Source organism: Nocardia sp. CDC519 (assembly GCF_059509835.1).
On record NZ_CM183377.1, the window covers coordinates 298,239 to 323,070 of the forward strand.

The following is a 24,832-nucleotide window of genomic DNA, read 5'->3' on the forward strand; positions in this document are numbered from 1 at the left end:
CGAGGTAGGACTTGCCGAGGAAGCCGCGGTGGGGTTGCCGTGGACGGTGACGGCTCTGGTTGCGTTGCGATGCGATGCAGGCGTGGTCGTGTTCGTCGCCGGGCACATAGCCCGCTGGTCACCAAGCGGGGTTGGTGCAGCCGGGGGTGGCGCAGACAGGTGGATGGTGACGTTCGCCGTGTTCCTCTCTGTCCGGGCCGGCGGAATCTGCCGATGGCGTACCAGACCGGACCCACCCTCGCAACGGCCAAGCGGTGTCGACGGCCGGGGGCCACGCGGCACAGTCCCAGCCTCAAGCTGCGGTGACCTCCGAGAGGGAAGGGAGCCGCGCGACCCCCGGCCGCCGAGCCATTGCGAGGGCGGGTCCGGCCTGGTCCGGGCGGAGCCCAGATTCCACCGACCCGGACAGAGAGGAACCCTCACCATGAACGCCACCATCCACCCCACCGCCTGCACCACCCCCGGCTGCACCAACCCCGCCACCGGCACCCTCCCGTACTACGTGCCCGGCGACGAACACGACCACGCCTGCACCACCTGCCACGCCGCCTACCTCGAAGCCCTCACCGCCCGCGACGACGACTAACCCGAGGGGGCTTCGGCCCCCTTCTCTTCCGTTGCGGAAAAAGCGACCGGCCCGTGCCGTCGTGGTTGGCCTGGTAGTCGTTGCGCGTCCTTCGGCCGCGTGGCCCTGGTGGTCGGTGGCCTGCATTGTGTTCCCGCGCCCCTCCAGCGTCAAGGGCGCTACGCGTCACTGCGTGATGGGCAAGCCCACCCTTGACCCCGGAGCCTCTACGCGAGAAGAGCAGGCCCTATGGGGCAGGCGGTGAAGCCAGCCCCCGACATGCGCAGCCCACCAACCACCAGGACCAACCCCCGCCGGGCTCGGTACGCAGTGAGTACGCAGCAGCGCCACACGCCGCCATTCCCCACCAACGAACCCAACCGAATTTCCCCTGGTCGCACCAATATCGCCAACGATCCCAACGACACGAATACCCGGCAAACCGGGCATTTACCGCTCTCCTAAAGCGGGTGTCGCAGGTTCGAATCCTGCCGAGGGCACAGACATCTGTGCAGGTTAGGCGACTTCCTTGCCCTACCTGTTCGCCCTTCCACACGTTCCGTACGGTAGCCGCGAAACCTTGGGGCCGAGTCAAGGCGCCTCCGGCGGCGCGTGCGCGGCACCACCAGGCGCCCTGACTCCTTGCAGCTCTGACAACATTGACCCGAGCGGTAGACCGGTACGCTACGAGGCCTGACCCGATTGCTGAACGGATTCCCGAGCCCGAATCGCCCGGCATCTCCTCGATCGACGGCCATCAGCGCGCCGACTCCCATACGGTGCTGCCGTACGGGCTTCGCTCGCTTGCCTCGTAGAACATCTGCCGCGCACCGAGCCGTGACCGTTCGCAGCCGTCCCAGCCGAAAGTTCTGCGCAAGTACGGTTCGGCGATGAGTCCTTCGATCGAGCGGTCCGCTTCATGGATAGGTCCACGATGGTGTACTTGACCGTGATGGACGCAAATGAACAGTTCACGGCCAAGATCGCCAAATGGCTCCGTGAGCAGGGGTATCCCCTTGAGATGCGCACAGCCAAAGCGCTGGCGGCGAACGACATCGACACGACCTTGGGCTGGTACTACGCCGATGTCGAGACCGGCCAACAACGCGAGACAGACATCTACGCGTACGCTCGGCGGTTCTACCCCCATGACGAATACGCGATAGTCCAGGTCAGTCTTGCTATCGAGTGCAAGTCGTCGAAGGACAAGCCGTGGATCCTCTTCACTGACGGCCCTACCCGGATGACCTCGACGGCACGGAGGGGCCAGCGGTTCGTGGCCCCCGATCGGAATTGGATCCGGCCACTGCGGGTTGAGTCTGCTGAGCTTCCGCTTCTTGATGGATACAGTCCCCACGGGTATGCACTCGTGCGAGCCTTCGCGGGCGACAACCAGGATGCTGCCTTCGGGGCAATGCTGTCGACTGCAAAAGCCGCCGCGGGGATTCAACGGTGGCACCAGCGAGCGCGTCGCAAGGAAGACACGTTCAACTCCATTGTCCTTCCTGTCTTGCTCGTAGACGCTCCCCTTCTACAGTGCGAATTGGATAGCGACAGCAATGAGCGTTTGACTCCGATCGATCGAGGAACGATCGAGTGGCGCTATCAACTCACTCCGACGGACCCGCCGCACACGATAATCACGATAGTCACGCCAGATGCCCTGCCAAGCCTGGCAGAGGACTTGAACGCCACCGCTGACGAAGTGCTCGGACTAACTACCCAGTGGCACTTGGACAAACAGGCGAAAGCTGCCGAACTCCGCTCCAAGGCACAGCTTCCCACACGTCCCCAACCGGCTGAACTGAGTGAATGAGTTGCTGAAAATCCGGTAGCCGTGGGAACGATGGAGCAGTCTTCGGTCGCTTCGACCTGCCCCTGGATTGGCCTGCATTGTGAATTGGCCTGCATTGTGCTCGTGCACCCCGCGAGCCTCTCCGTACGAAGGGAGGCGCCTACGGGGTGGGCGGGTAGCCAGCCCCTTCATGCACAGGCCAACCCAGACCAGGCACGTGGACCGGGCACGACAAAGCGGCCGGGGTATCAGCCCCGCCGCTTCGGTGCGCAGTTCGTACGCAGCAGTACCAGCCGGTGCTATCACGTATCAACGATGCCAACCAACGCCGTCCAGGTTAGACACGCGTCATCCGCTCTTCAAAGCGGGTGTCGCAGGTTCGACCCCGCCGAGGGCACAGAGTTTGACCAGATCAAAGCGCCGAAACTGTTGGCAGTTCGTCACTCGGAGCCCGGCCACCTTGTCCACACTCGGTGGAGTAACGAACCCCGCAGGTCGTCGTCACCGGCGTGGCCAGAGCACCGCCCACACAAATACGCCCACCGGTACCGCGATCACGACGACCCATCCGAGCGCGATCACCGGTCGATCCGCACCAGCCCCCAGCGGGCGAACGACAGTCGGGGCAAGATCACCTCCACGTCGGCCACGCTCATGACCCGGTTCAGCTCCAGCGGGCCGAGGTGGCTCGGCGCGGGCACGATCACGACATCCGCCCCGGCATTGCGTGCTTGGTCGGCGATCGGCAACACCGACCGGTCGTCCGGCCACACGATCCGGTAGCCGAGGTGCCGCGCGAATCTCGTTACCTGCGCCCGTTCCCATCCTGGCGCGGCGCTCACTTCGTAGTCGATCCATCCGAGTGCGGTCGGTCTCATCGTGCCCCCTGCTGTCGGTGTCCGTGGCTTGCACCCGCCGCCGGGGAATCGGGTTCGACCCGGCGGCGGGGCGTGCATCGGAGCTTCGCAATGGGACGAACGAATCCTGTTCCGAGATGGAACAATGCACGTAAAGCGTGGGACTCGACAGGGAGAGCGCAGGTGCGCGGCATGACCGACGAACCGGATACCTACATCGGGAAACGAGTACGCCAGATTCGCTGTCGGCGTGGAATCACCCAACAGGTACTCGCCGACCGGATAGGGGTCAGCCGCTCGGTGATCGCCAAGTATGAGACGGGCCTCCGGCCGGTCGATTCGCGCCGCGTGCTGCTGGCATTGGCCGGTGCGCTCGGTTGCACACTCGGCGACCTGACCGGCTACGAGCAAGACCGCCAGGACCCGTCCGCCGCCGGATTCCACCTGTCGGTACCCGATATCGAGATTGCCTTGTGGACGGCGGGCAACGTCACCCACACCGCGCCGCCGCGCCCTCTGAACGAACTGACCACCGCCGCCAACCATGCCGCAGAGCTGCGCATTGCCTGCGATTACGCGGCGCTGGGTCCGATGCTCGCGCCGATGCTGACCGACTGCTACCGGCACATCCGGGACGGCAGCGCCACCGACCGTGAACGGGCGTGGGACGTGCTGAGCATGGTTGCGCACACCACGGCCGCCGCGCTCAAGGCACGCGGGTACGGTGCACTGTCCTGGACGGCAGCGCAGGAAGCCGAGAACGCTGCCCGCAACATCGGCGGTACTGCCGCGCTCGCCGCCACGGCCTTCGCTCGGTCGCAAGTGCTGCTGTCGCGTCCCGGCTCCCTGCCTGCCGCGTTGGAGCACGCCGAAGGCACAGCCGAGCAGATCGCCGCCGACGTGCACACGGTCGGCGAAATCGAAACGTACGGAATGCTGCACCTCCAAGCGTCGCTGGTGACGGCTGCAATGGGCGGCGACCCGGACCCGCATCTGGACGAGGCAGCCGAGCAGGCGCGCAGACTGGCCGATGCCCCCGCCGGCACGTCGATCCTGCGCAATCCCACATTCGGCCCGGCGAACGTCCAGCTGTGGCGCATGTCGGCCGCGATGGAACGCCGCGAGCCCGGTCAGGTACTCGCGCTCGCACCGTCGCTGTCACCAAACGATCTCCCCGCCGAAGGACGACGCGCTCAGTACTTCGTGGAGATCGGCCGGGCGCACGCGATGAAACGCGACTACCGCGATTCGCTGTACGCGCTGCTGCGAGCCGAACACACAGCGCCCCAGCACGTTCGAAATATGACCCACGTCCGCGAACTCGTCGGCCACATGATGCGCACCGCCCGGCGCGACCTCACCACCGGCGAACTCGGCAAGCTCGCGCGACGGGTCGGCGTGGTACCCGCCTGAGCTTCCCGATTCGCTCGCGTGACCGCTGCCGAGATCGACCTACGACGCCGCTGCCCGATCTCGACGCGAGGGTGTCAGCGGCGGTGTCAGTCCGGTATCAGGGCAGTGTCAGCCCGGGCGGCGACTCTATTCACATGACGAACGCACTGAACACCCAGACCAACGAATCGACCGCAACGGCGTGGACCGGCATGGTGCCCGTCGAGGACACCGCACTGTACGTGACCGACACCGGTGGCACCGGTACTCCGGTGGTTTACCTCAACGGCGCCTACGCCGACCACAAGCACTGGCGGAAGGTGATCGCCGAGCTCGGGCCCGGCCTGCGGCACATCACCTTCGACGAGCGGGCCCGCGGCAAGTCGCAGCAATCGTCCGACTATTCCTTCGAGGCGTGCCTGCGCGATATCGACGCCGTCCTCGCCGCACGCGGGGTGGATCGCGCGATTCTCGTCGGCTGGTCCTACGGCGGGGTGCTGGCCTGGCACTGGACCGACCGCAACCCCGACCGCGTTGCCGGCGTGGTGACCGTCGACTCCGCACCCTACGGACTCACCGGCGCCGAAGGAGCCGAACGTATCCGGAAACTGTTCCACCGCATGCGGTTCCTGCTCCCGCTGACCCGTCCGTTCGGAATGGCCGCGCGGATGAGCGCCGCCCAGCACGCCGAGGTCAATATCGAACTCAACGAGATCGCCGACGCCAGCGGCCCGGTCCTCGAGCGCCTGCGACGGCCGGTGCGGTTCGTGGTGGCCACCGGTAACAGCCTCGGCAGCGAGGACGGCGAGATGGAAAAGGGGCGGACCTCGCTCGAACCGGTATTCGCCAACAACCCGAATGTCGTGCTCAGCGCGAAGGTTTCCAGCAATCACTCCAAGATCCTGAGCAAAGACTTTCGTGCCATCGCCGACGCGGTCCGCGAGATCGGAGCGTGAGCCGACGACGTCACCGCCCCGGCTCGGACCGAGACCGGACCGCACTCGGTGTGGTCCGGTCTCGCCGGTTCGCGGATCAGGCCGCGGGATGGCCGTCCCACGACACGAGCTTCCAGCCCTTGGCCGGGGTGCCCTTCACGACCACTCGTCCGGTGTTGTGCAGCGGATCGGACTGGAGCTTGCTCATATCAGGGTTCGAGACCGACATGAGTGCCCAGAACATGATGGCGCCGCCGTGCGAGAAGATCACCGCGCGCTTGTTGCCGCGGTCCTGGATGTCCTGGATGGAGTCGTCCATGCGCTTCTTGAATTCGTGGCCGTTGAGCGATCCGGGGATCCTGGCATCCAGGTTGCCCTGCAACCACTGGATCGGTGCGGCCAAGTAGCCCTCGCGCGCGTCCTTCTCCGGGGTGCCCTCGTAGATGCCCGCCTCGATCTCGTGGAATCCCTCTTCGACGACCGTCGGATGGCCGCACAGCTGGGCGGTCGGCTCCGCCGTCTGCTGGGTCCGCACCATCGTGGACGCGTAGACACCGTCGAACTTGCAATCGCCCAGCAGCTGGGCCACCGCGGCGGCCTGCACCCGCCCCTTCTCGGTGAGGCCGGGTCCCGGCACGGAAGTGTCGATCAGACCGGAGGTGTTGCCTGCCGATTCACCGTGGCGGACAAAGGTGAGGAACATTTCCCCGGTGTGCGGCGCCGCGGCCGCGCTACCGGCTCCGGCTGCCATCAGCGCCACCGCCGCGATGATCGTCGCGATCACCGCGAACAGGCGAGACTTCATCAGATTCATTGGGACTCCTCGTGGATATGCTGCGCACCACACTGGGACGTGTCAGTGGCCGGAGTCACACTAGGAGCGGCTCGACGGGCGTCGAGCTCGATCTCCCGGTGGATGGGAAGCTTCGGCTACGTTCCGGTACCGATTTCGCCCGCGAGTCGAGCAGGGCCCGCGTTACCTGGTAAACACGCACTCTCACCGGATCGCCGGCACACCAGCCAGTCCCCGGATGACTTCAGCGGCCATCACCGCCTGGCCGGAGGTGGAGAAGTGGATGCGGTCGGCGCTGAGCAGGTTGTCGCGATCGTTGACCGGGTGGTTCCACATATCGATGACGAGGGCACCGTAGTCGCCGGCGACGCGGCGGGTGATGTCGTTCATCGCCCGGCTCCGCTGGTTCCAGTCGGCAACTGACGGCATGACGAATGCTCTGCCGAGCGTGAAGGTGATCAGTTGGGCGCCGGTGCGGGAGGCGGCGTCATACATGCGGCGCAGCGTCTGTTCGATCTCGTCGAAATCGGGGTCACGGCGCATGATGTCGTTGGGGCCGCAGGGAAGGTGCAGCAGGTCGGGGGCGAATTCGGCCATTCGGTCGAGCTGGCCGGTGATGGTCTCGGACGTGGTGGCGCCGATCTCCGCGAGGTTGCGGTACTGCGCATCGGGGGCGACGAGCCGAAGAGCATCCGCGACTCGGTCCGCCCACCCCTTGTTCGCGTAGCCGGGCGTGGGGTCGCCGATACCGGCGGACAGGCTGTCGCCGATGACGCCGAATCGGCGCCAGGGGGCGTCGACCAGTAAGGCGGCGGCGGTCGCCTCGGAAAGGCAGAGGGGGTCGGTGTGTTCGGTCATGTCCGGCATGTGCGGCTCCTTGTTTCGGTTACGACGTGCGGGTACGGGCAGTGAGGCCGAGGGCGGTGGCGGCGACCAAGACGCCGAGCATCGCCATGAAGGCAGCCGCGCACAGAATCCACACGATCGCCGTCGAATGGTCACGACCCCTCGTGTTCGAAGTGAGCGATTGCTCGGCGATTACGCCATCCATCGGGCATTCCTCCTCGCCCGCACCAGGCTCGGCGACGTACCCGAGCACGTTCCGATGCGACACCGGTAACAATACGGTCGACCGTATGTATTTCTCAACCCGTCGACCGGGTTCACCGAGCGGCATACGATCGACCGTATGGTCACCACTGGGCACCCAATGGCGAGGGAAAGCGCCGACCTGCGGCTACAGCGGGGAGCCCGCTCCCGGCGCGCAGTCACCCGCCGCGCCGTCGACATCGCCTCGCAAGATGGTCTCGACGTCCTCAGCTTCGGGCGCCTCGCCGGAGATCTCGGCATGAGCAAGGCCGGCATCCAGACTTTGTTCCGGACCAAAGAGGCACTACAGCTCGCGACCGTGGAAGCAGCGCAGGAAGCCTTCGCCGAAGCCGTCGTCCGGCCCGCCGAGGATGCCCCCGCCGGCGCCGCGCGAATCCGTGCGCTGATCGACCGGTGGATCGACTACGCCGCACAACCCCTGTTCGCCGGCGGCTGCTTCTGGGGCGCGAACCTGCCGATCTTCGACAGCCGGCCCGGCCCGGTCCGAGATGCGCTATCGGCGCAACAGCGCGCGTGGCACACGACTCTCGCGACGCAATTCGAGCTGGCCGTCACCGCGGGAGAGATCGCCGACCTCGATCCCGCGGTGGCCGCCTTCCAGGTCAGCGCGGTATTGAATGCGGTCAATCTGGCCCTGCGCCTGGGCGAGGAGGACAGCGTGAGCATCGCGCGGCAGGTGATCGACGGCCTGCTCGCGGGCGGCACGTGAAGGAGACCGCCGGCCGCGCTAGTCGACTTTCAGTACTCGCGTGTTGTCCGGCCCGAGCGGCGCCCCGTCCGCGTCGATCGGCGCCAGCGACGGGAGCGGCGCGCCGTGTTCATCGACGAGGGCGGAGTGGGTTTCGCCTGGGCCGAATGCGTGCCGTTCACCCCATTGCCGCAGCGTCACGATGACCGGGAACAGGTCGCGGCCGGCTTCGGTGAGTACGTATTCCCTGCGCCGGCCGGAGGGGGCGGTGCGCTGGGTGATCAGGCCGTGGTCGGTGAGTTTGCGGAGGCGGTCGGTGAGGATATTGCGGGCTATGCCGGTGCGGCGCTGAAATTCGGTGAACGATCGAGCGCCGTCCATGGCGTCGCGGATGACGAGCAGGCTCCACCGGTCGCCGACGAGGTCGAGGGTGCGGGCGACCGGGCAGTGCGGGTCGGTCCAGCTCACAGTGGGCGGCATGTCACCTTTCCGATCAGTTGCAGTTTGAAACCATCATGCCTTACCGTCGGATCAGTTGCATTTTGCTACCGATTGGATGGTGATGGGTGTTCGGCAGCGGGCTCTGCTCGCACTGGTGTGTGGTGTCGCGGTCGCGAGCATCTATGCCGCGCAGGCGATTCTGGAGCCGATGGCGCGCGATCTCGGCGTGCCGGCCGAACGCGCGGGGTGGTTCGTCGCTGCTGCTCAGCTCGGCTACTTGGCCGGCTTGATCCTGCTGATTCCGCTCGGCGATGTGGTCGCCGACCGGCGCGGCCTCATTGCCGCGCACCTCGCGCTGATCGCCGCTGCGCTCCTCGTGACAGCGACGGCGTCGGCCGCGTGGGTGGCGTTCATCGGCCTGGCCTCGACCGGGGTGGTCGCGGTCGTCGTGCAGACCACGGTGGCCTACGCGGCGTCGGTCTCGGCGCCTGGTGAACGCGGACGAAATATCGGCGTGGTGACCGCGGGGGTGGTGATCGGCATCCTGGGCGCCCGAGTCGTCACCGGAGGGCTCGCCGACCTGTGCGGCTGGCGCAGCGTCTACGGTGCGCTCGCCGTGCTGTCGGTCGTCCTGGCCACTCTCGTCCTCGTCGCACTGCCGCACCACGCAGATACTCCGCACCACGCAGGCAGTCCGCACCATCCAGCCCCCTCGCACCACCCAGCCACTCCGCACCACCCAGCCCCCTCGCACCACCCAGCCACTCCGCACCACGCACCCCTCTCACGCCACCCAGCCCCGCCGCACCACGCACCCCTCTCACACCAAGCCCCACCGTCGCCCGAGCGGCCGACGCCCACGGCCTACCGCCGAGCCGTCGCCGCACTCAGCAGGCTGTTCACCCGGCGAAACTTCCTGGCACACGGGCTGATCGGATTCTTCTTGTTCGCCTCGTTCGGCACCCTGTGGAGCGGATATGCCGTGGCGCTGGCGGACGCACCGTGGCAGTTGAGCGAAAGCCGGATCGGACTGTTCGGCGTGGCCGGGCTGGTGGGTGCGCTCGGAGCGGCAGGCGCGGGCCGGTGGGCGGATGCGGGCCGGGCGAAGTCGGTGACCGGCGCCGCGCTCGCCCTGCTGATTCTCTCGTGGGCGGCCATCGCGCAACTCCCGCACTCGCTGTGGCTGCTCGCGGTCGGCGTGGTGATACTCGATTTCGCGGTGCAGGCGGTCCACGTGAGCAATCAGCATGTGCTCACCGCCGCGTACCCGGACCGCGTCAGCAGCGTCATCGGCGGCTACATGGTGTTCTACTCCCTCGGCTCCGCCCTCGGCGCTGCCGCGACCACGGCAGTGTTCACCGCGTATGGCTGGGCGGGCTGCTGCCTGCTCGGCGCAGGATTCGCGGCGTGCGCATTCACCGTCCGGACCATCGCGGGACGGCAGGGGAAGGCGATCCGAACCCGGCGATACGAGACACCGACTCCGGGTTCGGCGAGCCCAGCGGACACCGGTGTCCCGCCACAGTCAGCCCGGAGCCTCGGCGCGGAGCAGGCCTGCGGCACGTGCCGGCCGACCTAGTATTCCCTTGTGGGACTGCTCTTCGAAACGCGCGCCTCCGATTCGCCGTGGGTCGAATCCATCTGGACGTGCCGTGCCGAGCAGGTGTCGACGATGACGTCCGTCGCGAGCGAGACCTGGGGCCTGGTGTTCTGGGAGCAGGCTGGGCAGCGATTCGCGGCGGTGACGGGGCCGGAAACGCGCACCGGGACGGCGCCGGTCCCTGAGGGGGCGGTCTTCACCGGTATTCAGTTCGCGGTCGGGACGTCGCTGCGCACCGTGGCGACATCGACGCTGCTCGACGGCGGGATCGCGCTGCCCGATGTGAGCGGCCGGACGTTCTGGCTCGACGGTGCGCACCGGGAGATACCGGGCCCCGATGACGCCGAAGCGCTCGTCGAACGGCTCGTGCAGGAGGGCGCCGTGGTGCGCGATCCGCTCGTCGCGACCACCTTGCGGGGTGCACCGCCCGAGGTCAGCGAGCGGACGCTGGAGCGCCGGTTCCGGGCCGCGACCGGACTCACCCACGGCGCGGTCCGGCAGATCGAGCGGGCCCGCACGGCCGCGTTCCTGCTGATGACGGGCGAAGCGCCGGGCGATGTCGTCGCCAAGCTCGACTATTACGACGAACCGCATCTGGCGCGTGCGCTGCGCCGCTATGTCGGGCGCACCGCCGGGCAGCTGCGCGCCAAGGCCGGTGGCGCGATCGCCCTCGATCCCACTCAGCGCACCACGTCGTAGATCAGCTTGGTCACCCCGTTGGCGTAGCCGGCCGAATCCCGCAGCCGCAGCTGCTGCTTGTCCCGATCCGAGCGCGGGAACAGGTGTTTGCCCGCGCCGAGCAGCACCGGGAACACCAGCAGGTTGTACCGATCGATGAGTTCGGCTTCGGCGAGACGGAGGGCCAGCTCGGCGCTGCCGTGGATGAAGATGCCGCCACCGTCGGTCTGCTTCAGCTTCGCGACCTCGTCCTCGGACCGCAGGATCGTGATCGGCCCCCAGCCGTCGATCAGGGCGTCCTCGGTCAGGCTGGCAGACACGACATACTTCGGCAGGTCCCGATAGGCGGCATGGTCTTCGGAGTCGCGCCAGATCGGGGCGAAGGCCTCGTAGCTGCGGCGGCCGAACATCAGGGCCGCGGTATCGGCGAGTTCTTCGGCCTTGAGCGAGTAGGCCTCCGGGACGAATTCGGTCTGCATGACCCAGCCGCCGCTGCGGTGCCCCTCCGCCGTGCCGCCCGGCGAATCCACGACGCCGTCCAGCGACATGAAGCCCGTGTAGACGAGTTCGCGTGCCATCAATTCCTCCTGAATGTGTGCCTCGGCTTGTGCTCGACGCCAAGCCTAGGAACGGGCCGGCAGCGTTGTCTTGGACGAAACCGACACCGCGCGAGTTCCACGGTCGGCCGGGAAGTGACCGGTGGACTCGCGGCTTTCGCGCCGGGCACCGGGCCGACCGTTAGGCTGACCCGGGAATGTCCGGGCGAGCGGGGAGCATGGCAAGTGAACACCTATCCGGGCGGGTGGCAGCAGCCGCAACAGCCGCAGCAGAATCGTCGGCTTCTGGTCGTGCTCATGCCTTTTCTGGTGCTGGTGCTGGTCGCCGCCGCGGTCGGCATCGGGTTGCTGGCGCGGGGTGCGGTGACGACCGAGGTCACCGGCACAGCGACCGCGATGGCCGACGGCTCCACACCGAAGAACGTGCTGGCCGACGGTGCCGTGCGGGTCGGCGACGAGGACGCGAAGGTGACCGTCCGGGTCGTCATGGACCTGCAATGCCCCGCCTGCAAGGCCTTCGAGGAGGCCAACGGCTCGGTGCTGGAGGAGGCCGTGCGCGAGGGCACCGCCGCCGTCGAGTACAGCGTCATCACCTTCCTGGACACGATGAGTGAGACCGAATACTCCTCTCGCGCCGGAAACGCCTCGTTCTGTGTCGCCACCAGCGGCCTGGACAATTACCAGAGCTGGCTCTCGGACATGTATGCCAAGCAGCCCACCGAGGGCGGTGCGGGACTGCCCGACAGCGACCTGATCGATATCGCCGAATCGGCCGGATACACCGATTCCGCTGTAGCCGAATGCATTACCAACCGGCAGTACGACAGTTATCTGCGGACGAAAACCACCCGGGTGCTCGCCTCCGGCGTCAGCGGCACGCCCACCGTTTACGTCAACGGCGCGGAGGTCACCGACCGCAGCGCCCTCATGATCCAGGGTGGGCTCGCGGCGGTGATCGAGGCCGCGCGGTGAGTTAGCCGCGAACTCCCGCACGAGCCGCCGCCACGGGTGGATCATGAGGCGGACAACGTTGTCGGCGGAGGGATGGCGCAGCTATGACGCGAACCTGGTCTAGGCGACGATTCTTGCAGGTCACTGCGGCGGGAGGCGGTCTGCTCACGGTGCAGGGACTGATCGCCGGATGTGATGCGGTCGGGCTCGGGGACACGCTGGAGAAGATCAGAGACGCGGGGGTGGTCACGGTCGGGTATTCCGGCGAGCGGCCGTACGCCTACGACGACAACGGCCTCGTCGGTGCGATTCCGGCGGTCGATCGCGCGGTGTTCGAGCGGCTCGGCGTCGACCGGCTCGACGGCGTGCTGGTGCCGTTCCGCAGTTTGATCGGCGGGGTGAATTCGGGCGCTTTCGACGTGATATCGGCGGGCATGTTCGTCAACAAGGCCCGCTGCGAACAGATCGCCTTCAGTGAGCCGATCTACTGCGCGCAGTCGGCGTTGCTGGTGCGGCGAGGTAATCCGATGCGGCTCACCGATTTCGCTTCGATCGCCGGCACCGGCGCGACCGTCGCGGTACTGGCCGGCGCGGCCGAAGAGGGGTATGCGCGAGCGGCAGGCGTGCGAGACGAGAAGATCACCGTGGTCGGCGGCCAGGACGAGGGGCTCGCACGGGTCGCGCAAGCGCAGGTCGACGCCTTTGCGCTGACCGGCATTTCCTTACGCGCCATGCTCGAACGCGCCGAACAGTCCGAGCCCTCCCCCGACGGCGGCCCGGCGGAATGGGCGCGCGAGGTCGAGTTGTCACCGCCGTTCACCGCCGTGGTGGACGGGAAGCCGCGCCTCGGTTGCGGCGCCGCGGGATTCCGGAAAACCGACGGCTCACTGCGTGCGGCCTACAACGACGAATTGGCCGCGCTCCGCAGGGAAGGCCGGATACTCGAGCTCACCGCACCCTACGGATTCACCGCGGCCGAAATGCCGGATCCTTCGGTCCGGACCGACGATCTGTGCACAATCGACAGCGGCGGAAGTATCCGCGGCCCGCTGCCACGGTAATCCTCGAGCGACACCGACCCGAACGCCCAACGCAACTCACCTCGGCTGATGTGGGGAATCAATGAAAGATTCACGAGGGCAAGGACACAAACACCGGCGCGCAGGGATCGACGCACCGGTCACGATCACCGCCGCAGCACTCACCATCCTGTTCCTGATCGTCGGCGTGACGTTCTCGGACGAGATGCGGGTGGCAGGCGAACACATCTACGCGTTCATCGCCCGGCAATTCGGCTGGGTGTTCGTGCTGTCGACGGCCGGGTTCGTCTTCTTCATTCTCTATCTCGCATTCAGCAAGTACGGGCGGGTGAAACTCGGCGTGCCCGGCGACGAGCCCGCGTATTCGACGTTCTCGTGGATCGCGATGATGTTCGCCCTCGGCGTCGGTATCGGCTTGATCTTCTACGGCGCGTACGAGCCGGTGACATTGTGGGCGGAGCCGCCGCCCGGCGGGCCACAGCCGCGGACCGATTCGGCCGCCGTGGTCGCCATGCAGTATTCGATCTTCCATTGGGCGCTGCATCCGTGGGCGTTCTTCGGTGTCGCGGGCCTCGCATTCGCCTACGCGACGATCGTCAGGGGGCGTCCGTCGCTGGTCAGCGCCACCTTGAAGCCATTGATGGGCAAGGCTTCCGACGGGTTGGCCGGCCGCGGCATCGACACCTGGGTCATCGTCACCACGATGGTCGGCAATGCGGTGACCCTCGGGCTCGGCACGCTGCAGATCATCGCCGGACTCGGATTCATCTCCGATATCGAAAGCTCAACGCTGGTGCTGATCATCGTGGTCGGATTGCTCACCGCGGCGTTCATCTTCTCGGCGGTGGCGGGTGTAGACAAGGGCATCAAACGGCTCGCCGACTTCAACACGCTGCTCGCCATCGCGCTCGGGCTGTTCATCCTTGTGCTCGGACCGTTTTCGTTCATCTTCAATCTGCTGTCGCAGGCGATGGGCGGCTACATCTTCAACTTCCTGCCGATGTCATTCGAGACCGGCGCCTTCGCCGACGGACAGTGGATGCAGGACTGGACCGTCTTCTTCTGGGCTTGGGGAATCTCCTGGGCGCCCTACGTCGGTAGTTTCCTGGCGAAGATCTCCCGAGGTCGCACGATCCGCGAGTACGTCTTCGGCGTGCTGATCGCGCCGAGCCTCGCGACCATCGTCTGGTTCTCGATCCTCGGCGGCGCGGCCCTGGATCTGCAATTGAGCGGAGAACGCGATATCGCCGCCGTCGCCTCGGAGAGCGCTCAGGCGGCATTCTTCGAAGTGCTCGCGGCATTTCCGCTGTCCACCGTCACCAGTATCGCGGTGATCATTCTGGCCGGAGTGTTCTTCGTCAGCGGCGCGGACGCGGGTACGATCGTGCTCGGCACATTCTCTTCGAAGGGCGCCGACGAGCCGAAGAAATGGCTGGTGATCGCCTGGGGGCTGCTGGTCGGCGCGGTCGCGTTGACGCTGCTGGTGGTGGGTGGGCTCGACGCCCTGCAATGGGGCGCCATCGTTGTCGCATCACCGTTCGTCTTGATCCTGGTGGCGATGTGCGTCGGGCTGGGAAAAGAGCTGCGCGCGGATGTGAAAGCCGGGCGGGTGACCATGGTGGGTAAACGCTCCGAACGGCCGCGGACCCACACCACCTCGGTACCCGGCGATGAGCGCGCGGACTGATCGGGCTACCGGCTATGGCGGGCGAGCGCCGCACCCAGTCGGGGTACAGCGTTCGCCCGCACAGCTCAGTGGTCGGCGGCTTTGATGAGGTCGGCCGCCTTCTCACCGATGACCACGGCCGGCGCGTGGGTGTGGCCGCGGATGATGGTCGGCATCACCGAGGCGTCGGCCACCCGTAGCCCCTCGACGCCGCGAACCTTCAGCTCGGGCGTGACGACACTGGCCGCGTCGGTGCCCATGCGGCAGGTGCTCGTCGGGTGGTAGAGGGTGTGTGAGTGCCAGGTGAGGGCGTCTTCGAGGGTCTGCTCGATGCTCGCCTGCTCGCGTTTGGGCTGCAGGAAGCGGCCGATCTTGGAGCCGAGCGGCGCGGAGGTGATGATGCGGTGCGCGGTGCGCAGTCCGGCCATGAGTGCGGCGCGGTCGGCGCCGTCGCTGTCGGACAGGTACTTCGGGTCCACGACCGCTTTGGCCATCGGATCACCGGAAGCCAGCGTCACGGTGCCCCGGCTGCGCGGCCGGAGCAGGATCGGACCGATCGCGATGCCGTGCCCTGGCGCCACCCCGATGCCTTCGTCGTAGAACGGGGCCGGGCCGAAGATGATCTCCAGATCGGGCAGCTCCACTTCGGGCGTGCTGCGCACGAACCCGTACGCCTCGCCCACATTGGAGGTGAGCATGCCGCGCCGCCGGACCAGGTAGTTGATCAGCTCGAGCGGCTTCTCCGCGGCGAACAGGGTGCCGGACTCGACGGCGACACCGATCAGCGAGATCAGGTGGTCGGTGAGATTGCGGCCCACCTCGGGAAGGTCGTGCACTACCGGGATACCCTGCGCGCGAAGCTGTTCGGCATCGCCGATGCCGGACAGTTGCAGCAGCTGCGGGCTGTTGATCGCACCGCCGCACAGCACCACTTCCTTACGGGCTCGCACGGTACGGGTGCCGCCACCCTGGCGGTATTCGATGCCGACGGCGCGGTTGCCCTCGAACAGCACCCGCGTCGCCTGCGCGCCGGTGATCACGGTCAGGTTCGGCCGTCTACGCGCCGGTTTCAGGTAGGCGTCGGCGGTGCTCCAGCGGGCACCGCGCTGCTGGCACACCATGGTCCTGGTGAAGCCTTCCGGCTGCGGCAGGTTGGCCCGCTCGGTTTTGAAACCGGCGTGCTCGGCCGCGGCGAGGAAGTCGGCGGTCCAGCGGCTCGGGCTGCGCTGGTGCGAGATGTGCAGCGGCCCATCCCGGCCCTCGTGGGGTTCCGCCGCACCTTCGACCGATTCGATGCGCTCGAAATACCCGACGACGTTGGCGAACGACCAGCCCTCCCCCGCTGCTCGAGCCCATTCGTCGTAGTCGGCGGCGAATCCGCGCACCCACATCATCGCGTTCATCGACGACGACCCGCCGAGCATCTTGCCGCGCGGCCAGAAGATCTGCCGGCCGCCGAGTTCGGGCTGCGGGGTGGTGAGATAGTTCCAGTCCAGATCGGTCTGGAACAGCTTGGAGAACGCGGCCGGAATGTGGACGGCCTGATTCTTGTCCTCGGGGCCCGCCTCCAGGGCGATCACCGAGTCGGACGAGCGTTCGCTGAGCCGCGCGGCGACCACCGCTCCCGAGGACCCGGTACCGACGACGACGTAATCGGCAATGCTGTTGGTGCTCATGTGTTTCTCCCGGTGTGGTGTGAGTCGGCTCAGCCGCGCAGCGCGGAGACGAAGATCGCGGGCAGACGGGTCCAGCCGGGGTCGGCGCCGAATCCGGCGAGCAGCTTGCCGGTGCCCGCGGCGGTCTTGTTACCGACGAACCACGGCGGCTTCGGCGAGATCGCGAACTCCCCGTGCAGCAGCGACCGCGGAGCCGGCCGGAACGGACCGCGCACCGCGGTGCGCTGCACCCGGTCGATCAGCCAGGCGTTGTGCACCACACCGATACCGCTCTGGACGTCGTCGAGGGTGTGGCCGGGGAAGGCGCCCCATGCGGCGGACGGGGTCAAGAAGCCGACGCCGGTCCAGGCGTTGATCGCGATGGTGCCGTAACGCAGATCCGCGACCAATTCGTCGAAGGCCGCGCCCAGTTCGGAGATCGTCTCCGGTGCGGCGATGATGTTGACGCCGAGGGTGCCGGTGAAATCGTCGTTGGCCGTCCTGGCCGCGGCCCGGGCGAAACTCGCTCCGGTCCCCGGTAGCTCGACCACACCGAGCACCGGCGCGAAATACTCCTCGGCCAGCAGCGGTTCCTGCGCGGACGGGTCGATCCCGGTGACGAGCACCCGGGTGCCGTCGGGGCCGAGACGTTCGGCCCGCGGATAGGACGCGAGCGCCAGGGCGACCCGGTCGTCGCTACCGGGGTAGTAGGCGCGGCGAGCCGGCGCGTTCGCCAGGGCACTGCGCAGCGCGTCGAGGAACTGCCTTTTCTGCGGCCAATCGGCGGAGATGATCACCGCCTGCGACGCCACGCAGTTGTAGCCGCCGTTGTGCAGGCGCTGGGTCGCGACATGCTCGGCCTGGAACGCGATATCGGCCGAACTCCACGTGCCGGGCAGCACGATCGTCGGCGAGACACCGCCGAGTTCACTGGTGACCGGCTTGGTCAGCTTCGGCGTTCCGGCCAGTTTCCGTTCCGCGGCCTCGGCGCCGGTCCCCCACACGATCGCGTCGTGGGTCCGTGCGCTTCCGGTCATGTGCACATGCACGACGAGGTCGTGGCCGACCAGATAGCCGCCCACCTCGGCCCCGCCGGTCAGCAGCCGCACCGCGCCGAGCTCGATCAGCGGCGCGAGGATCTTGCCGAACACCGGCAGCAGAGGATCGGTGATGGGGTTGAGTTTGAGTGCCACGACCCGGTTGTGCGCGATCAACTCGTAGAGGGTGTCCAGTGGCGCGATCGAGGTGATGTTGCCCGCGCCCAGGACCGCGCCGATGCCATTGGTGCGGCGCGGATCGAGTTGGGCCAGGCCGGCATTGGCTTTCGCGGCGGCGCTGCTCACGCCGCGCTGCAACCACACCTGCGCGCTGAAGCCGTTGAGCAGCAGCGCGTCGAATGGGCTCGCGGGCAGCACGTCGACGGTGACGTGGTCGCCCGCTGCCCCGAAGGTCGCCTGCTCGAGCGGACTCTTGCCGTCGGCCAGCGCATCGAGGGTTTTCGACAACGCGCCGAGCGCAGCGGCGAACACATAGGGTCCCGACATCCATTCCTCGCCGATCAGCGGCGACGACGGCGCGAGCCCCTTGATACCGGCGGCGGCGTCCACCCACTCCTGCGCGTGCCGTCCGGTGAGCGCGCGCACCCGGTCGAGCAGTGCGCGCCGTTCCGGCAGCGGCAGCGCGGCCCATCTCTTCTCGCCCTCGACGAGCTCGGACAGGGCCGCGTCGACGGCGGCATGAGTCGATGGCGCCAGGTTCGTAACCACGTTCGGTCCTCCAGGGGATGAGCGGTCTGCGCGGGACTCCCGCAGACGAGACCGTCCCATTGTGTGACGCCGGACACTTCCGAGGCCAGGTGCGAAGGTTGCGGACCGGGCGGCCCCAGTTTGTGCTCGCGCACAAAGCTCATGCCCTCGTGCGCGCGATCATACGAAGACAGTGCGCGTCTACTCGCACCGCTGACGGTGCATTTGTGTCCGCGCACAAGTCGACGTGGCGCAGGACACGTGCGGACGCGTAGGCTGCTGGTGTGAGCGCACCACCACCGATCGCCCCGACGCGCGCGCCCCGGCTCGCCCGGGAACTGCTCGCCGAGGTCGAGTCCATGGCCGATGAGCTGGTCCTCAGGATCACCGTCGCCGACCGTTCCTACGCCGACCCCGGCCTGCTCACCGCCGAGGAACTGCGCCAGGCGTGCCTGGACAACCTCACCGAGATCATCAGCGCCCTGGCAGGCCGCCCCGCCCGGCTACAACCGGCGCGCGCGGTCGGACGACTCAAGGCCGAGCGCGGCGTCCCCATCGCCGCCCTGCTGCACGCGTTCCGGCTCGGCGGCCGGATGATCTGGGAGGAACTCACCGCCCGCTCCGCCACACCCGGCGATCCCGAACTGCGTGATCTCGCCACCGAACTGTGGGAACTCATCGACACCTACTCCGATACCGCGGTCGAGGCCTACCGCGAGACGGAGATCCTGCTCGCCCACGCCGATGCCCAGACCCAGAGCCGATTGATCCGCACCCTTTTCGACGACAACTCCGGCAATCCGGCCCGCGCGCTGACGGCGTTGCGGACCTTGGGGCTGCCGGAGAGCGGAACATATGCGGTCGTGTCGATCGAGCCCGACGATCCCGGTGCCGCGCTGCCGGGCCATCTGGTCGCCACGATGAAAGATGCCGGGGTGCGATCGGTGTGGGATTCCCAGATCGATGCCCACGTCGGGTTACTGTGCCCGGCTTCGCCAGCGGCGATCGACAAGGCGGTGGCGAAGCTGGCCGATCTCGTCGACGGACGGATCGGCGTGAGCACGAATTTCACCAGCCCGCAAGGCATTCCGGGCGCTCTGGCCGAGGCCAGGCTGGCCGTCCGCAGCGCCCGCCCCGGCGCACGCACGGCCGTGCGCTACGGCGAGCAGCCCGTGGCGCACCTGCTGGTCATGCTGCCGGAGGCGAGCAGGCAGGCCGCCGCCCAGATCCTCGGACCGGTGCTCGGCCTGCCCGAGCCCGAGCGCGACGATCTGATCGCCGCGCTGCGCGCCTGGTACGACTGCGCCGGTTCGACCGCCGCGGCCGCCGAACAACTGCACTGCCACCGCAATACGGTGCGCTATCGCCTGCGCAAGCTGCGCGATCTCACCGGACGCGACACCACCGATCCCGTGCAGTCCGCCGAACTGCATCTGGCGCTACAGGCCGTCACCCTCCTCGGGCCCGGCCCCGCGCCGCGGACTCCGGCCTAGATCAGCCGTAGTGGCAGACGTAGTGCATGGTCTGGCGGACCTCGATGTCGAAGGAGCTGTCGCCCGGCACCGAGAACGATTCACCCGCCTTGTAGACCACGGCCTCGTCGGCGCCGGCGAAGGTGACCGCGCATTCGCCCTCGATCAGCTCCATCACCTCGGGCGCAGCGGTTCCGAAGGTCAGGGTGGCCGGCTGGATGACGCCCACCGACTTCTTGGTGCCGTCGGGCAGCTCGAGGCTGTAGCTGACGCACTTTCCGTCGAAGTAGACGTTGGCCTTCTTCGCGACGCTGACATTCTCGAACTGCGACATGATCTCTTTCCCGTGGTGAGCTGGAGGGCGTCAGCCTACTTCAGTAGATCCGCCGATCAGTCACCCCACCCGCCGGCATCGATGATCTCGTCCCAGGTCAGGTAGGGAAGCTCGGGGTTGCGCTGATGCACGACCTCGCCGGGCAGGGTGCCGGGCAGGGCCTTGCGCGGGTCGGCCAGGGCCTGGGCTTCGATGATGTCGGTGAGGGCGCGGGAACCGCCGAGCCGGGGGTAGACCGCGTGCACCTGATCGGCGTAGCCGGGTGGCAGGTCGGCGGGGCCGCCGCCGATATCGATCCCGATGCCGTCCACCGCGATCCAGATGGCGGCGGGCCTGCGGCGCCGGTAGACGGGTGAATCGCTGAATCCTGACGTGTGCGCGGCGATGGCGTCCCACACCATGTCGACGCGGCCGTCGGTGAGGCCGTTGCGTTCGAGGAATTCGGCCGCGTAATCGGCGCCGTCGACTTCGAAGCGCTGGTGGCCGTTGGCGATATCGCCGAGGCCGATGTCGTGCAGGGCACAGATCAGATACATCAGCTCCTCGTCGTAGTCGGCGCCCGGCCGCAGTCCCTGCGTCTCGGCAAGGGCGCGGCCGAAGAGGAATCCCCGGATGCTGTGGTTACGCACCGGCGCGGTGAGCGCGGTGTCGATGAGTCGCTGCGCGGCCGCGGCTATCGGCGTCGATGGCAGTGCGAGCGCGGGCGGTTGCGCGGCGGCGGCCGCCCTCGACAGCGCGATCGCGGCTCCTGCGGCGGCGCCGAGCGCGGTACGACGTGACATTTCCATGAAAACTCCGATCCGGGTTGTCGGGTCGCTCCAGGCGAGCCCGGCCTGCAGGCTCCGCTCGGTGACCTTCAGGCATACTGAAGGCTAGCCGATGAGCTTCAGCCACACTGAAAGATGTGACCGAACCGGCACGTCGGATGCGCAGTGTCGCGGCGTGAAGCTGAACCCGCTGACCGCCTTGCCACCCCACGGCTAGGCTGAGCGCAAGCGTCACCGATGAGATCAACCGCGCCCGCCCTGGTCGGATGCTCGCCCGGTCCGGCCTCGACACCCGGAGGCCCGCCATGTCGAATCCCCGAATCATGCCCGCCGACGCTCCGATCGTGGTGGCCGTCGACGGATCGCCACAGTCCATGCACGCGGTGGCGTGGGCGGCGGCCGGCGCCGCGTCCAGGGCCAGGCCACTCGCCATCGTCGGCTCGCCGGAACTGCCTTCGGATATGCGCCCGAGTGTGCTGTTCTCCGCCGACGACATCGCCGGGTCGCGCCGCCGCGCCGAGGAGAGCCTGAGGCGCGCCGCGGAAGTGGCCGAGAAGAGTTCCGTGCCCGCGGTCTCGACCGAGTTGGTCGAGGGCCGCATCGTTCCCTACCTGCTCGCCCGCTCGGCCGATACCGTGATGATCGTCGTCGGCAGTCGCGGGCTCGGCGCGTACCGGCGCAGCCTGCTCGGCTCGGTCAGCACGGCGGTGACCAGGCACGCGAAGTGCCCGGTAGCGGTGATCCGTGATGTCTCGGCGCTGGACGTAGTGTCGGCCGCCAAGCCGGTGCTGGTCGGCGTCGACGGCACCCGCAACAGCGAGCCCGCCATCGAATTGGCCTTCGACGAGGCCTCCCGGCGCGGCGTCGGGCTGATCGCGCTGCACGCGTGGACCGATGTGACCGGCATGGACGTGCCCATGCTCGACTGGGTCGACAGCGAAGACATCGAGGCCGCGACCCTGGCCGAGGCACTGGCCGGCTATTCCGAGCGCTACCCCGACGTCGAGGTGCGGCGGGTGCTCGAACGCGATCGCCCCGCCCGGTCGCTGTCGCGCGAGGCCGAGAACGCACAGCTGGTGGTGCTCGGCAGCCACGGGCGCGGCGGGTTCACCGGCATGCTGCTCGGCTCTACCTCCGAATCGGTGCTGCACTCGGTGGAATGCCCGGTGATCATCGTGCGCGCGTGAGCCTCCAGGCTGGCCGACACACGCGAATCCGTGTTAACTTACTGCGGAATGGTCATTAACTTGACCGGTCGGCCGGAAGTCAGGAGTTGGTCATGGAGACCGCGGTCATCGTCGACGTCGTACGCACCCCCTCGGGCAAGGGAAAGGCCGGTGGCGGACTGTCCGACGTGCACCCCGCCAACCTGCTGGCCGGGGCGCTCTCGGATCTACTCGGCCGCAACGACCTCGACCCAGCTCTCGTCGACGACGTGATCGGCGGCTGCGTCACCCAGAGCGGTGAGCAGGCGTTCAACATCAGCCGCACCGCGGTGCTCGCCGCCGGATTCCCGGAGTCGGTGCCCGCGACCACCGTCGACCGGCAGTGCGGATCCAGCCAGCAGGCCGCGCATTTCGCCGCGCAGGGCGTGATCTCCGGCGCCTACGACATCGCCATCGCCTGCGGTGTCGAGTCGATGAGCCGGGTGCCGATGTTCTCCAACGCCGCGGGCCAGGACGCCAACCGCGGACCCATCGCGCACCGCTATCCGGAGGGCCTTGTTCAGCAGGGCATTTCCGCGGAACTGCTGGCCGCGCGCTGGAAGCTCGATCGCGGACGCCTCGACGAGTTCGCCGCCCGCTCGCACCGGCTGGCCGCCGAGACCGCGGCGTCCGGCGGGTTCGACAATGAGCTCGTCACCGCCGGACGGCTGGACGCCGACGAAACCATCCGCGCCACCACCACTGTCGACAAGCTCGCCGGACTGACGCCGGCCTTCGTCGACGAGGCGTACCGGAAGCGGTTCCCGGAAATCGAATGGTCGATCACACCGGGCAATTCGTCCCCGCTGACCGACGGCGCCTCGGCCGCGCTGATCATGAGCGAGCGGATGGCGAGCAAGCTCGGATTGCGGGCGCGGGCGCGGTTCCATTCGTTCGCCGTCGTCGGCGATGATCCGCTGCTCATGCTCACCGCCGTGGTGCCCGCCACCCGCAAAGCGCTGGACAAGGCGGGGCTGAGCATCGACGACGTCGACGCCTACGAGGTGAACGAGGCCTTCGCGCCGGTGCCGCTGGTGTGGCAGCACGAACTCGGCGCCGATCCGGCCAAGCTGAATCCGCGCGGTGGCGCCATCGCCCTCGGCCACCCGCTCGGCGCGTCCGGCACCCGCATCCTGGCCACCATGGTCAATCACCTGGAGCAGACCGGCGGCCGGTGGGGCCTGCAGACCATGTGCGAGGCAGGTGGTCTGGCCAACGCCACCGTCATCGAACGGCTGTAGTCATTCGGGCCGGTAGCGGGCCCTGATGTGGAAGCGTTCGCCCTGCGGACCGTAGATGCTCAAGTACTCGACGGGGTGTTCGTCGGCATTGCCGAACCAATGCGGCAGGTGCGTGTCGAATTCGGCGACCTCGCCCGCGGTGAGGATCATGTCGCGATCGCCGAGGATCAGGCGCAGTTTGCCGTTGAGCACGTAGAGCCAGTGGTAACCCTCGTGCGTGCGCGGATCCGGTTCGCGGTCGGCGGGGCGCCCGGCCAGGATCTGTTTCCAGGCCTGTAGCCCGCCGGGTTTGCGGGTCAGCGGGATGACGGTCTGGCCGTTGCGGGTGAACGGGCGCGCGTAAACGCGCGGATCGCCGGTCTCGGGGGCGTTCACCAGTTCGTCCAGCGGGACCTGATGGGCCTTCGCCAACGGCAGCAACAGCTCGAGGCTCGGTTTGCGCTGCCCGGACTCCAGCCGCGAGAGCGTGCTGACCGGGATGCCGGTCAGTTCCGACAGCGCGGCCAGCGTGGTGCCGTTACGTCTGCGCAGCTCGCGCAGCCGCGGCCCCACCGCGTCGATCACCTCGTCGAAATCCCGATCCATACCGATATTGCAGTTCTGGCAAATTTGTTTGTCAAGTTCGCATGGCTGCTCGCATGCTGGGCCGTACTACACCGAGGGACGGAGAAACGCGATGGACCAGCAGTTCTGGGACGAGATGTACGGCAGCAGGGACCAGCTGTTCAGCGGGCTACCCAATGATGTGCTGGTCGCCGAGGTGAGCGGTCTCGCGCCGGGGCAGGCCCTCGATGTCGGATGCGGTGAGGGCGCCGACGCGCGTTGGCTGGCCGAACAGGGGTGGCAGGTCACCGCGGTGGATGTGTCGCGGGTGGCGCTGGAGCGCGCCGCCGCGACCAGCGACGAGGTGGCATGGTCGCACGCCGATCTCACCGCGGTCGCGCCGCCTGCGGCCTCGTTCGACCTGGTCTCCGCGCACTACTTCCCCATCGAGCTGGAACCCGATCACGCCACCATTCGCGGGCTGATCGACGCGGTGGCCCCGGGCGGCACGCTGCTCGTCGTCGGCCACGATCCCGCCGACTTCCCGCCCGATCACGAGCACGGGTTCGACCCGCGCGATTACTACCAGCCCGAACAGGTCGCCGAGTTGCTCGGCGACGAATGGACGGTGCTGGTGAATTCGGCTCGCCCGCGCACCCGCCCGGGCCCGCCGGGAACGCACCACACCAGCGATGTGGTGCTGCGCGCTCAGCGCAAGCCGGCGAGCTGATCGGCGCCGAGCCCCCGGAACCACCGCCCGGTCGAGCCACACCGTGCACCTACCGCCGGCGTCGCGAGGCCA

Annotated in this window: 25 protein-coding genes and 1 tRNA gene; 15 read left to right on the forward strand and 11 right to left on the reverse strand. The window is 67.8% G+C overall.

Features of this window, described 5'->3' with window-relative positions; genetic code table 11:
• Window positions 1-424 precede the first annotated feature (424 nt).
• The 3 genes from AC5W7N_RS01105 to AC5W7N_RS01115 all read left to right on the forward strand — a co-directional run bounded on the left by AC5W7N_RS01105 (window position 425) and on the right by AC5W7N_RS01115 (window position 2,381).
• On the forward strand, window positions 425-586 hold the full coding sequence (locus tag AC5W7N_RS01105; protein ID WP_014349026.1) for a hypothetical protein: 162 nt from the start codon (window positions 425-427) through the stop codon (window positions 584-586).
• Window positions 587-1,002: 416 nt separating this feature from the next.
• Window positions 1,003-1,065: transfer RNA gene (locus AC5W7N_RS01110), tRNA-Ser, on the forward strand.
• A gap of 443 nt (window positions 1,066-1,508) precedes the next feature.
• On the forward strand, window positions 1,509-2,381 hold the full coding sequence (locus tag AC5W7N_RS01115; protein ID WP_495923075.1) for a hypothetical protein: 873 nt from the start codon (window positions 1,509-1,511) through the stop codon (window positions 2,379-2,381).
• A 557-nt stretch (window positions 2,382-2,938) separates the two neighbouring features.
• Here AC5W7N_RS01115 and AC5W7N_RS01120 read toward each other — a convergent pair.
• A complete protein-coding gene (locus AC5W7N_RS01120; protein WP_195020606.1) occupies window positions 2,939-3,238 on the reverse strand; it encodes a hypothetical protein in 300 nt (99 codons plus the stop codon).
• Between the two features lie 171 nt (window positions 3,239-3,409).
• On the opposite strand from AC5W7N_RS01120, the gene AC5W7N_RS01125 reads away from it, so the two are divergent.
• The gene (locus AC5W7N_RS01125; RefSeq protein WP_490724621.1) at window positions 3,410-4,630 is read left to right on the forward strand and encodes a helix-turn-helix domain-containing protein; all 1,221 of its coding nucleotides are present in this window, start codon (window positions 3,410-3,412) and stop codon (window positions 4,628-4,630) included.
• Between the two features lie 134 nt (window positions 4,631-4,764).
• Complete coding sequence (locus AC5W7N_RS01130) at window positions 4,765-5,565, forward strand: alpha/beta fold hydrolase (RefSeq protein ID WP_495923077.1); 801 nt, start codon at window positions 4,765-4,767, stop codon at window positions 5,563-5,565.
• A gap of 76 nt (window positions 5,566-5,641) precedes the next feature.
• On the opposite strand, the gene AC5W7N_RS01135 is transcribed toward AC5W7N_RS01130, so the two are convergent.
• The 3 genes from AC5W7N_RS01135 to AC5W7N_RS01145 form a co-directional block, all read right to left on the reverse strand.
• Window positions 5,642-6,358 (reverse strand): histidine phosphatase family protein, encoded by a 717-nt coding sequence (locus tag AC5W7N_RS01135; protein WP_163817543.1) that lies wholly within the window; start codon window positions 6,356-6,358, stop codon window positions 5,642-5,644.
• Window positions 6,359-6,541: 183 nt separating this feature from the next.
• Complete coding sequence (locus AC5W7N_RS01140) at window positions 6,542-7,204, reverse strand: SGNH/GDSL hydrolase family protein (protein WP_194991009.1); 663 nt, start codon at window positions 7,202-7,204, stop codon at window positions 6,542-6,544.
• 19 nt (window positions 7,205-7,223) lie between these two features.
• The gene (locus AC5W7N_RS01145) at window positions 7,224-7,514 is read right to left on the reverse strand and encodes a hypothetical protein (RefSeq protein ID WP_495923078.1); all 291 of its coding nucleotides are present in this window, start codon (window positions 7,512-7,514) and stop codon (window positions 7,224-7,226) included.
• A gap of 12 nt (window positions 7,515-7,526) precedes the next feature.
• On the opposite strand from AC5W7N_RS01145, the gene AC5W7N_RS01150 reads away from it, so the two are divergent.
• Window positions 7,527-8,156, forward strand: coding sequence for a TetR/AcrR family transcriptional regulator (locus tag AC5W7N_RS01150; RefSeq protein ID WP_495923079.1), 630 nt, complete (start codon window positions 7,527-7,529; stop codon window positions 8,154-8,156).
• A gap of 18 nt (window positions 8,157-8,174) precedes the next feature.
• Here AC5W7N_RS01150 and AC5W7N_RS01155 read toward each other — a convergent pair whose 3' ends face one another.
• Entirely contained in the window at window positions 8,175-8,615 is a 441-nt protein-coding gene (locus AC5W7N_RS01155; RefSeq protein WP_495923081.1) for a winged helix-turn-helix transcriptional regulator, read from the reverse strand.
• 82 nt (window positions 8,616-8,697) lie between these two features.
• On the opposite strand from AC5W7N_RS01155, the gene AC5W7N_RS01160 reads away from it, so the two are divergent.
• Window positions 8,698-10,155, forward strand: coding sequence for an MFS transporter (locus AC5W7N_RS01160; RefSeq protein WP_495923083.1), 1,458 nt, complete (start codon window positions 8,698-8,700; stop codon window positions 10,153-10,155).
• Between the two features lie 93 nt (window positions 10,156-10,248).
• Complete coding sequence (locus AC5W7N_RS01165) at window positions 10,249-10,875, forward strand: helix-turn-helix domain-containing protein (RefSeq protein WP_495923084.1); 627 nt, start codon at window positions 10,249-10,251, stop codon at window positions 10,873-10,875.
• On the opposite strand, the gene AC5W7N_RS01170 is transcribed toward AC5W7N_RS01165, so the two are convergent.
• On the reverse strand, window positions 10,857-11,432 hold the full coding sequence (locus tag AC5W7N_RS01170) for a dihydrofolate reductase family protein (RefSeq protein ID WP_163814296.1): 576 nt from the start codon (window positions 11,430-11,432) through the stop codon (window positions 10,857-10,859). The two genes, AC5W7N_RS01165 and AC5W7N_RS01170, sit on opposite strands and share 19 nt — an antisense overlap.
• A 276-nt stretch (window positions 11,433-11,708) precedes the next feature.
• Here AC5W7N_RS01170 and AC5W7N_RS01175 point away from each other — a divergent pair, with 276 nt between their 5' ends.
• The 3 genes from AC5W7N_RS01175 (at window position 11,709) to AC5W7N_RS01185 (ending at window position 15,089) form a co-directional block, all read left to right on the forward strand.
• A complete protein-coding gene (locus AC5W7N_RS01175; protein ID WP_495924244.1) occupies window positions 11,709-12,383 on the forward strand; it encodes a DsbA family protein in 675 nt (224 codons plus the stop codon).
• A gap of 83 nt (window positions 12,384-12,466) precedes the next feature.
• Window positions 12,467-13,423 (forward strand): transporter substrate-binding domain-containing protein, encoded by a 957-nt coding sequence (locus AC5W7N_RS01180; protein WP_495923085.1) that lies wholly within the window; start codon window positions 12,467-12,469, stop codon window positions 13,421-13,423.
• A gap of 61 nt (window positions 13,424-13,484) precedes the next feature.
• Window positions 13,485-15,089, forward strand: a complete 1,605-nt coding sequence (locus tag AC5W7N_RS01185) for a BCCT family transporter (protein WP_495923087.1) — start codon at window positions 13,485-13,487, stop codon at window positions 15,087-15,089.
• 65 nt (window positions 15,090-15,154) lie between these two features.
• On the opposite strand, the gene AC5W7N_RS01190 is transcribed toward AC5W7N_RS01185, so the two are convergent.
• Together AC5W7N_RS01190 and AC5W7N_RS01195 are read right to left on the reverse strand one after the other, a co-directional pair.
• Window positions 15,155-16,744 carry a GMC family oxidoreductase gene (locus tag AC5W7N_RS01190; RefSeq protein WP_495923089.1) on the reverse strand — a complete coding sequence of 530 codons (1,590 nt, stop codon included), beginning with the start codon at window positions 16,742-16,744 and terminating at the stop codon, window positions 15,155-15,157.
• Between the two features lie 29 nt (window positions 16,745-16,773).
• Entirely contained in the window at window positions 16,774-18,549 is a 1,776-nt protein-coding gene (locus tag AC5W7N_RS01195) for an aldehyde dehydrogenase family protein (RefSeq protein WP_495923090.1), read from the reverse strand.
• 203 nt (window positions 18,550-18,752) lie between these two features.
• On the opposite strand from AC5W7N_RS01195, the gene AC5W7N_RS01200 reads away from it, so the two are divergent.
• Window positions 18,753-19,961: a PucR family transcriptional regulator gene (locus AC5W7N_RS01200; protein ID WP_416383082.1), complete on the forward strand. Its 1,209-nt coding sequence runs from the start codon at window positions 18,753-18,755 to the stop codon at window positions 19,959-19,961.
• Between the two features lies 1 nt (window position 19,962).
• Here the strand turns inward: AC5W7N_RS01200 and ppnP are convergent, their stop codons facing one another.
• Window positions 19,963-20,274: a pyrimidine/purine nucleoside phosphorylase gene (gene ppnP, locus AC5W7N_RS01205; protein WP_138446135.1), complete on the reverse strand. Its 312-nt coding sequence runs from the start codon at window positions 20,272-20,274 to the stop codon at window positions 19,963-19,965.
• Window positions 20,275-20,330: 56 nt separating this feature from the next.
• Complete coding sequence (locus AC5W7N_RS01210; protein ID WP_495923092.1) at window positions 20,331-21,062, reverse strand: HD domain-containing protein; 732 nt, start codon at window positions 21,060-21,062, stop codon at window positions 20,331-20,333.
• Between the two features lie 284 nt (window positions 21,063-21,346).
• On the opposite strand from AC5W7N_RS01210, the gene AC5W7N_RS01215 reads away from it, so the two are divergent.
• Entirely contained in the window at window positions 21,347-22,228 is an 882-nt protein-coding gene (locus AC5W7N_RS01215) for a universal stress protein (protein ID WP_163814289.1), read from the forward strand.
• 92 nt (window positions 22,229-22,320) lie between these two features.
• The gene (locus AC5W7N_RS01220) at window positions 22,321-23,487 is read left to right on the forward strand and encodes a thiolase family protein (protein ID WP_194990903.1); all 1,167 of its coding nucleotides are present in this window, start codon (window positions 22,321-22,323) and stop codon (window positions 23,485-23,487) included.
• Here the strand turns inward: AC5W7N_RS01220 and AC5W7N_RS01225 are convergent, their stop codons facing one another.
• On the reverse strand, window positions 23,488-24,072 hold the full coding sequence (locus AC5W7N_RS01225) for a helix-turn-helix domain-containing protein (RefSeq protein ID WP_104897747.1): 585 nt from the start codon (window positions 24,070-24,072) through the stop codon (window positions 23,488-23,490).
• Between the two features lie 91 nt (window positions 24,073-24,163).
• Between AC5W7N_RS01225 and AC5W7N_RS01230 the strand changes: the two genes are divergently transcribed.
• Complete coding sequence (locus AC5W7N_RS01230) at window positions 24,164-24,760, forward strand: class I SAM-dependent methyltransferase (protein WP_195020591.1); 597 nt, start codon at window positions 24,164-24,166, stop codon at window positions 24,758-24,760.
• Window positions 24,761-24,832 lie beyond the last annotated feature (72 nt).